This is a genomic window from Vibrio sp. V42_P2S4T144 (genome assembly GCF_009904715.1).
In the GTDB taxonomy this organism is placed as follows: Bacteria; Pseudomonadota; Gammaproteobacteria; order Enterobacterales; family Vibrionaceae; genus Vibrio; species Vibrio alginolyticus.
This window is the reverse complement of the sequence record NZ_WXWS01000378.1, coordinates 1-6,896: the sequence shown is the minus strand read 5'-3', so window position 1 is coordinate 6,896 and position 6,896 is coordinate 1. Positions and strand designations below refer to the sequence as shown.

The 6,896-nt window shown below is 43.2% G+C and carries 7 protein-coding genes; all 7 read left to right on the top strand.

The window, feature by feature from the left end; all coding sequences use genetic code 11:
* Window positions 1–218: 218 nt before the first annotated feature.
* The 7 genes from CAG68_RS12830 (at window position 219) to CAG68_RS12800 (ending at window position 6,608) form a co-directional block, all read left to right on the top strand.
* Window positions 219–932, top strand: coding sequence for a response regulator (locus CAG68_RS12830; RefSeq protein ID WP_005373673.1), 714 nt, complete (start codon window positions 219–221; stop codon window positions 930–932).
* Window positions 932–2,230: an ATP-binding protein gene (locus tag CAG68_RS12825; RefSeq protein WP_005373675.1), complete on the top strand. Its 1,299-nt coding sequence runs from the start codon at window positions 932–934 to the stop codon at window positions 2,228–2,230. Before CAG68_RS12830 ends, CAG68_RS12825 begins: the two co-directional genes overlap by 1 nt.
* Window positions 2,231–2,349: 119 nt before the next feature.
* Window positions 2,350–2,742 (top strand): hypothetical protein, encoded by a 393-nt coding sequence (locus tag CAG68_RS12820; RefSeq protein WP_054702141.1) that lies wholly within the window; start codon window positions 2,350–2,352, stop codon window positions 2,740–2,742.
* A 127-nt stretch (window positions 2,743–2,869) separates the two neighbouring features.
* Window positions 2,870–3,226 (top strand): diacylglycerol kinase, encoded by a 357-nt coding sequence (locus tag CAG68_RS12815; RefSeq protein WP_017635149.1) that lies wholly within the window; start codon window positions 2,870–2,872, stop codon window positions 3,224–3,226.
* Between the two features lie 21 nt (window positions 3,227–3,247).
* The gene (locus CAG68_RS12810) at window positions 3,248–4,903 is read left to right on the top strand and encodes a phosphoethanolamine transferase (RefSeq protein ID WP_086047515.1); all 1,656 of its coding nucleotides are present in this window, start codon (window positions 3,248–3,250) and stop codon (window positions 4,901–4,903) included.
* Between the two features lie 122 nt (window positions 4,904–5,025).
* A complete protein-coding gene (locus CAG68_RS12805; RefSeq protein ID WP_054729308.1) occupies window positions 5,026–5,958 on the top strand; it encodes a Gfo/Idh/MocA family protein in 933 nt (310 codons plus the stop codon).
* Window positions 5,959–6,176: 218 nt separating this feature from the next.
* Window positions 6,177–6,608, top strand: coding sequence for a YccF domain-containing protein (locus CAG68_RS12800; protein WP_005373685.1), 432 nt, complete (start codon window positions 6,177–6,179; stop codon window positions 6,606–6,608).
* The last annotated feature ends 288 nt before the right edge of the window (window positions 6,609–6,896 follow it).

Here is a 6,896-nt window from a genome sequence, read left to right as displayed (position 1 = left end):
AATAAGCGGTAATTTCGCTTTAAGATTCCATACCTAGGCGCAAACGTTGCGCCTTTTTACATCTCTCGAAATGTGATTGGTGATTAGATTTAAATCATTAATTGGCAATTTTATCCAGTTAACTCATCCGATAACCTTATTCTGAGAAAGCTTTATTTGAAATAATTCGTAAATTTGTTTAAGTTCCATTGATATTAAATATTGTATACATCACTTAAATGAACGCACAACAAATCAAACCATCTCTAATCATTGTGGAAGACGATCCCAAATTACAAACTATGTTGGGAGAGTATTTTGTTGAACAAGGTTTTCAGGTCAAATGTATCGACAATGGGACGGACGCACCCAATGCGATTATTGACACACAACCAGACGTGGTGCTGTTAGATTTGATGCTACCCGGGCAAGATGGTCTGAGTGTATGTCGTCAAATCCGAGAATGCTACAAAGGCAAAGTGTTGATGCTGACAGCAAGTGATGATGACTTCGATCATGTCGCCGCATTAGAAATAGGCGCAGATGACTTTGTTACTAAACCCATCAAACCTCGCGTATTGCTGGCTCGTATTCGCATGCTATTAAGAAGAAAAGAGGCGGCGCCTACCGAGTCCGAAAACGGCCTACAAATTGGTGTTCTGTGTTTAAACCGATTGCGTAAATCGTGCGTAATGAACCAAGAAGAAATTGCGCTGACAGACGGCGAGTTCGATTTGTTGTGGGTTCTTGCAACGCATGCTGAAAAAACACTATCACGCGAGTGGCTGACCAAAACACTGCGTGGTATTGAATACGATGGAACAGACCGCACCATTGACAATCGCATAGTGACACTGAGAAAGAAGCTAGGCGATGCTTCTTGCTCACCACAAAAAATCATTACCGTTCGCGGCAAAGGCTACCTATTTATGCCTGATGCATGGAATGAATAATGAGACGGATTTATCTGGAAAGCTTTGTTGGCCTTATCATTCTGTTTATGGCTAGCTTGTGGGGATACGAGTTCTTAGTTTATGAGATCAACACAGATTATGACTACCTGTTACAAGAGCATGAGGGTCAAGCTTTTCACGATCTGATCTACCCTATCTATAAAGAACACGGATTAGAATATACTCAACAACAGTTGGAACAATTTGCCACATCAAGCCATCGTTTGTTGGTGCCTCATACGCTTGAAGAGCTTCCAACAGACATCAAAAAGGCGTTTGAAAGTGATACCTCCGTTAACGTCGCTTACGATGAAGAAAGGGATATCTGGTTCCGCCTAGATGCGAGCACGCCTATCTTTAAAATGAGCGATAATCCGAATAGTCCTGTGGTTAAAGCAGCCAACTTTGATGACAATATCGTTTGGTTGTTCTTTTTAGCTGGATTTGCTCTGTATTGCATATTGTTGATCTGGTTCTTAAGCCGTCGGATTCGAGAGCTAGAGAGAGTGACCGTTGAGTTTGCCTCAGGTAACTTCAAGGCTCGAGCTAGTACCTCAAGCGCTAAGTCTGTTGGGACGTTAAACAAAAGCTTTAACACGATGGCCGATAAAGTATCTCGCTTGATCACTAGCAATAAAATGCTAACTAACGCCGTTGCACATGAATTGCGTACCCCAATCTTCCGCTTACAATGGCAAGCAGATTTGTTATCGGATTCAACCTTAACTGAACAACAGAAAAAGTATGTTTACAGTATCGTCGAAGACATTGACGAGATGGAAGAAATGGTTGAAGAATTGCTTTACTACGCAAAGATGGAGCGTCCTGACACAGCATTACAAACTCAAGAAGAAGTCGTCCTATTCAACTTAGTCAAAGAATTACGACAGAGATGGCAAAAAGAGACTACGCTCGCTATCTCGCTTCAAGAAGTAAACTCAGAAAACGTTCTCGCCTTTGCTGACCCAAAATTGTTAAAGCGAGCCTTAGATAACTTGCTGCGCAATGCAATGCGGTACGCAGATAAGCAGATTTTAGTGGAGATAAAACACGATCAGCACCGCTGCTTCATCAATGTTCATGATGATGGCATAGGTATTGAAGAAAAGCATTGGCCTCATCTATTCGAACCATTTTACAGCGCGGATGAATCTCGCAACAAAAAGACGAGCGGGTTTGGGCTCGGTTTGGCGATTGTCAGACAGATAATGGAGCTTCAACGTGGAGAAGTTTCGATTTGCCATAGCCCACTTGGAGGAGCTTGTTTCACACTTAGCCTCAAAAAATCAGACAGTTAACTTAACCTTCCTACCCCGTTTACAGAAGACGACACTTCAATACACTCAAGCGACAGAGCCCAACAATAAAACAGTGTACATTTAATCCATAAGATTCACACACTAAATGGATAGTACTCATGTATAAATCTTTTATCCTGATTATGGCGCTTACTTCTGCACTTACAGCTTGCGCCTACAACCAAAAACCTGTCGTCGACATGACCAATGTTGACCCTAGTACATATGAACAAGACTTTCTTTACTGCCAAGGCTATGCAGAAAATGTCGACAAATCAGAGGCAGCGAAATCTGAAGCCACTAATGGGGCAGTTACAGGCGCATTGATCGGCGCAGCTGCTGGTGCGCTAGAAGACGGATTAGGTGGAGCGGCTGTCGGTGCTGCTGCCGGCGGAGCTGTAGGAGCTGGAGCTGGTGCTTTGAGTGGAACAAATGATTCAACCAAAACCCAATCTCTCGTATTGCGTAAATGTCTCCAGAACAAAGGCTATACCGTCTACGATCTTGATTAAATAAGCACTTTTCTTAAATTATCGCGCGATGGATTCTATTCACAAATGTTTCACGCTGTAACGATTAATCTCGTTACCTCTCTGGGATATGTGTTCCATCCCAATGCTTAAATTGTAAGGTCATATTTTGAAGCCAGGTAAAACAGGTATACGCCGTGTCATGGATGCGACCGGCTATTCATTTCAAGGATTGAAAGCCGCATGGACACACGAAGCCGCTTTTAGACAAGAATTGATTCTCGCCTTGGTGCTTTCCGTCTGTGCTTTTTTCCTTCCTGTCACCACATATGAAAGAGTGCTGATGATCAGTAGCCTGTTCTTGGTATTGATCGTCGAACTCATTAATTCCGCCGTAGAAGCGGTTGTCGACCGTGTTAGCGATGACTGGCACGAGCTCAGTGGTAGAGCCAAAGATATTGGCTCAGCAGCAGTATTTGTTGCGTTAACTCTTGCCCTTTTTATTTGGGCTTCGTTCTTGCTCTAATTTTTATTCAAGACACTCATTATGAAGACACATGATTTACAACAGAGAGGTATCTCTTACGTTACCTTTACTTTCCTGTTGGCGCTGTATTTCGCTCTCGTCGTAAATATCCCTATTTATAAAGAACTGATCGGCATCTTTACACACTTAGATAATGTCAAGATTGGATTTATTATCACAATACCAATTTTCTTTCTTGCCGCGCTCAATTTCCTTTTTAATTTATTTAGTTGGCCTTGGATCGGCAAGCCGTTCTTTATAATTTTAATCATTGTTTCAAGTATGGTGAGCTACGCAAGCTATAACTATGGCACACTTTTCGATTCTGGAATGATTGCCAATATTGTTGAAACCGATTCGAGCGAGGCGAGTTCTTACCTGAGTGCTCACTCTGTAATTTGGACGCTGATTATGGGAGTTATCCCAGCGATAATTGTCTTTAAGGTCAAGCTGCAATCTCAACGTCACCAATTACTGTACTTCTCTGTTACCAAATTAGTATCGATGCTGTCGTCGCTAGCTGTCATCGCCGTCATTGCCAGCGTGTACTATCAAGACTACGCATCTGTAGGGCGCAACAATAGCCACCTAAAAAAAATCATCATACCCACCCAGTTCGTTTACAGCGCGACCGGGTATGTGAAGGAGAAATATTTCACCACGCCACAGCCATATCGAGAAATCGGCACAGATGCAAAGCAGTCAGATAGCGCCGTACAGCAAGCACAGCGCAAACCAACACTACTGGTTTTTGTCGTAGGAGAAACCGCTCGAACGCAGAACTACCAACTCAATGGCTATACACGAGAGACAAACCCTTATACTAGTAAATTGGATGTTATCTCATTTCAAGACGTCGCATCTTGTGGCACCGCGACTGCTGTATCTGTGCCTTGTATGTTTTCACAGCTCACGCGAAACGAGTTTGAACGCACCAAAGCGGATAACCAGGACAATGCTCTCGATATAATGCAGCGCGCTGGGGTTGACCTCATTTGGAAAGAAAATGACGGTGGGGATAAAGAAGTAGCCCACAAGATCAAGAAGATTGAAGTGGATCGAAAGCAAGTAAGCCCTATGTGTAATGGCCAAACTTGTTACGACATGGCGCTATTAGATCATTTTGATCAGGAAGTCGCGGATATGCACGGTAACCGAGTGGTCGCCATGCACCTTATAGGAAGCCACGGTCCGACCTACTTTCAGCGTTACCCAAGAGACAACGCCTTCTTTAAACCAGACTGTCCACGTGCAGACATCGAAAACTGTAGCATCGAACAAATAGTGAACACATATGACAATACAATACGCTACACAGATCTTGTATTGGCAGAAACCATCAAAAAACTTAAAGCGTTAGAGTCTGAGTATAATACCGCGCTAATTTACATATCGGATCACGGTGAGTCACTAGGCGAAAACGGATTGTTCTTACATGGTATGCCTTATGGCCTTGCACCAGATTTCCAAAAACGTGTTCCTTTGATTATGTGGCTGTCTTCGGGCTTTAAACAAGCGAAGCAGATCAATACCGACTGTTTGTATAAACAAGCACAGAATGCAGGCCAATACTCACATGATAACGTGTTCCACTCTTTATTAGGCATTATGGATGTACAAACTCAAGCCTACGATAGCAAGTTAGATATATTCAAAGCCTGCCGAGCCGTTTCCTAAATCATTCAATAAAGCCTGGCTCAAAGTGTGAACCAGGCTTTTTCTAACAAGGTATTTAAACTCATCGCCGCGCCAAGCGTTATACTGACAGTCCGCGATCCATACATCGAGAAAGGACTAGGATGAAAATTGGTATTATTGGTCTAGGGGATATCGCTCAGAAAGCATACCTTCCTGTTATCACTCAGCTTCCAAATATCGAACTTGTATTTTGTACCCGCAACCCAAACACACTTGAGAGCCTGGCTAAGCAGTATCGAATCTCAGAGATCTGCCAAGACTACCAGCAACTTCTACACTTTGGCGTCGATGCCGTCATGATTCATGCGGCAACAAGCGTACACCCTCAAATAGCGGCATTTTTTCTGCAGCATGGAATTCCAACCTTTGTCGACAAACCATTAGCGAATAGTGCTGATGACGTGGAAAAGCTGTACGACATTGCCGAAAAAGAGAGACAGCCACTCTATGTGGGCTTTAACCGTCGTCACATTCCACTTTACAACCAACATATGCCACAAGTGCAGCAAGGCAACATATATGACTTAAAGTCGCTACGCTGGGAAAAGAACCGTCACCAACTACCGGGGGATGTTCGTACCTTTATATTTGATGATTTTATTCACCCATTAGACAGCGTTAACGTCACAGCCAAAGCCGATCTAAAAGATGCTTATGTAACTCATCAACTTGAAGGTGATCAGTTGGCGCGTTTAGATATTCAGTGGCAACATGGAGATACTTTGCTCCACGCCTCGATGAATCGCCACTTCGGTATCACTACAGAGCGCGTTCAAGCTTGTTATGCAAACAAGGCAGTTGAGTTCGACTCCTTCGTTGAAGGCAAACTATGGCAAGCTAACCAAGAGCAAAAAATCAATTTGAAAGACTGGACGCCAATGCTGACGAGTAAAGGTTTCCATTCGATGTTGCTCGACTGGTTTGGCGTCGTTGAGTCTGGAAATATTGCTGATGAAGTAGTAACACGCAACATTGCCAGCCATCGATTGGCAGAGCAAATTTGTCAATATCTCGAGAAAGTTGTCTCTAGATAATGCGATTCTTGGCTATATGCTTGATTGAGTATTACGCTCTATACTAAAAAGACTTGCCTTAAGGAAGGCATTCATTCTCTGTTAAGACTGCGGCGATTATTCTATCAATCAGGTCAATGAGGGCACGGAAGCACACATCGACAAAACAGACGGTTTAGATTTGTTTTACGCTGCTCTCAGGTATCTGAATCATCACATTCAAGAATAAAGGAAATAGAATGAGAACACTTGGTAACATCATTTGGTTTGTATTTGGTGGCGTATTTATGGGGTTGCTATGGTGGTTTTTTGGTATTTTGGCCTTTATTAGCATCATCGGAATACCTTGGGGGCGTGCGTGTATCGTTATGGGTAATTTTTCCTTCTTCCCATTCGGTAAAGAGGCCATCTCACGCGATGAATTGACCAATGAAATGGACATTGGCACGAGTCCGCTCGGCGTTATTGGTAACGTCCTTTGGTTTGTATTTGCAGGCCTTTGGTTAGCTATCGGTCACGTACTTTCTGCCGCAGCATGCTTTGTCACCATAATCGGCATTCCGTTTGCGCTCCAACACCTCAAGCTAGCGGTTATTTCACTCGCACCAATTGGTAAAACGGTTGTATCGTCAGAAGAAGCTGCAATGGCTCGATACAACATCAATCGTTAGCAAAAAGCTAATGCGCTTTCTATCCTCTGGGGCAGTCATGCTCAGAGGGTAACGCCCGTCAAAAGTAAGCCTATAATCGCTATCGCATATTCAATAATGGCTGATTGTATATTCATACCGTCACCTTTACGTTGAAGTTTATCCTAGCTCAGCACTGCTTTACTTTTATAATTAATACGCCCAATCGAGTTCAAGATGCTAGACTCATAGCGTCGTCACTGACTCAAACTCCAAGAACGACGTAACGAAAAAGCGAGCTATCCTATGCTCGAAATATGGGTTCTTTCC

What these genes read in the sequence shown, in the direction of transcription:
- CAG68_RS12820 (WP_054702141.1), top strand. Translation starts at nt 2,350, where the DNA reads ATGTATAAATCTTTTATCCTGATTATGGCGCTTACTTCTGCACTTACA.
- CAG68_RS12810 (WP_086047515.1), top strand. Translation starts at nt 3,248, where the DNA reads ATGAAGACACATGATTTACAACAGAGAGGTATCTCTTACGTTACCTTT.
- CAG68_RS12805 (WP_054729308.1), top strand. Translation starts at nt 5,026, where the DNA reads ATGAAAATTGGTATTATTGGTCTAGGGGATATCGCTCAGAAAGCATAC.
- CAG68_RS12825 (WP_005373675.1), top strand. Translation starts at nt 932, where the DNA reads ATGAGACGGATTTATCTGGAAAGCTTTGTTGGCCTTATCATTCTGTTT.
- CAG68_RS12830 (WP_005373673.1), top strand. Translation starts at nt 219, where the DNA reads ATGAACGCACAACAAATCAAACCATCTCTAATCATTGTGGAAGACGAT.
- CAG68_RS12800 (WP_005373685.1), top strand. Translation starts at nt 6,177, where the DNA reads ATGAGAACACTTGGTAACATCATTTGGTTTGTATTTGGTGGCGTATTT.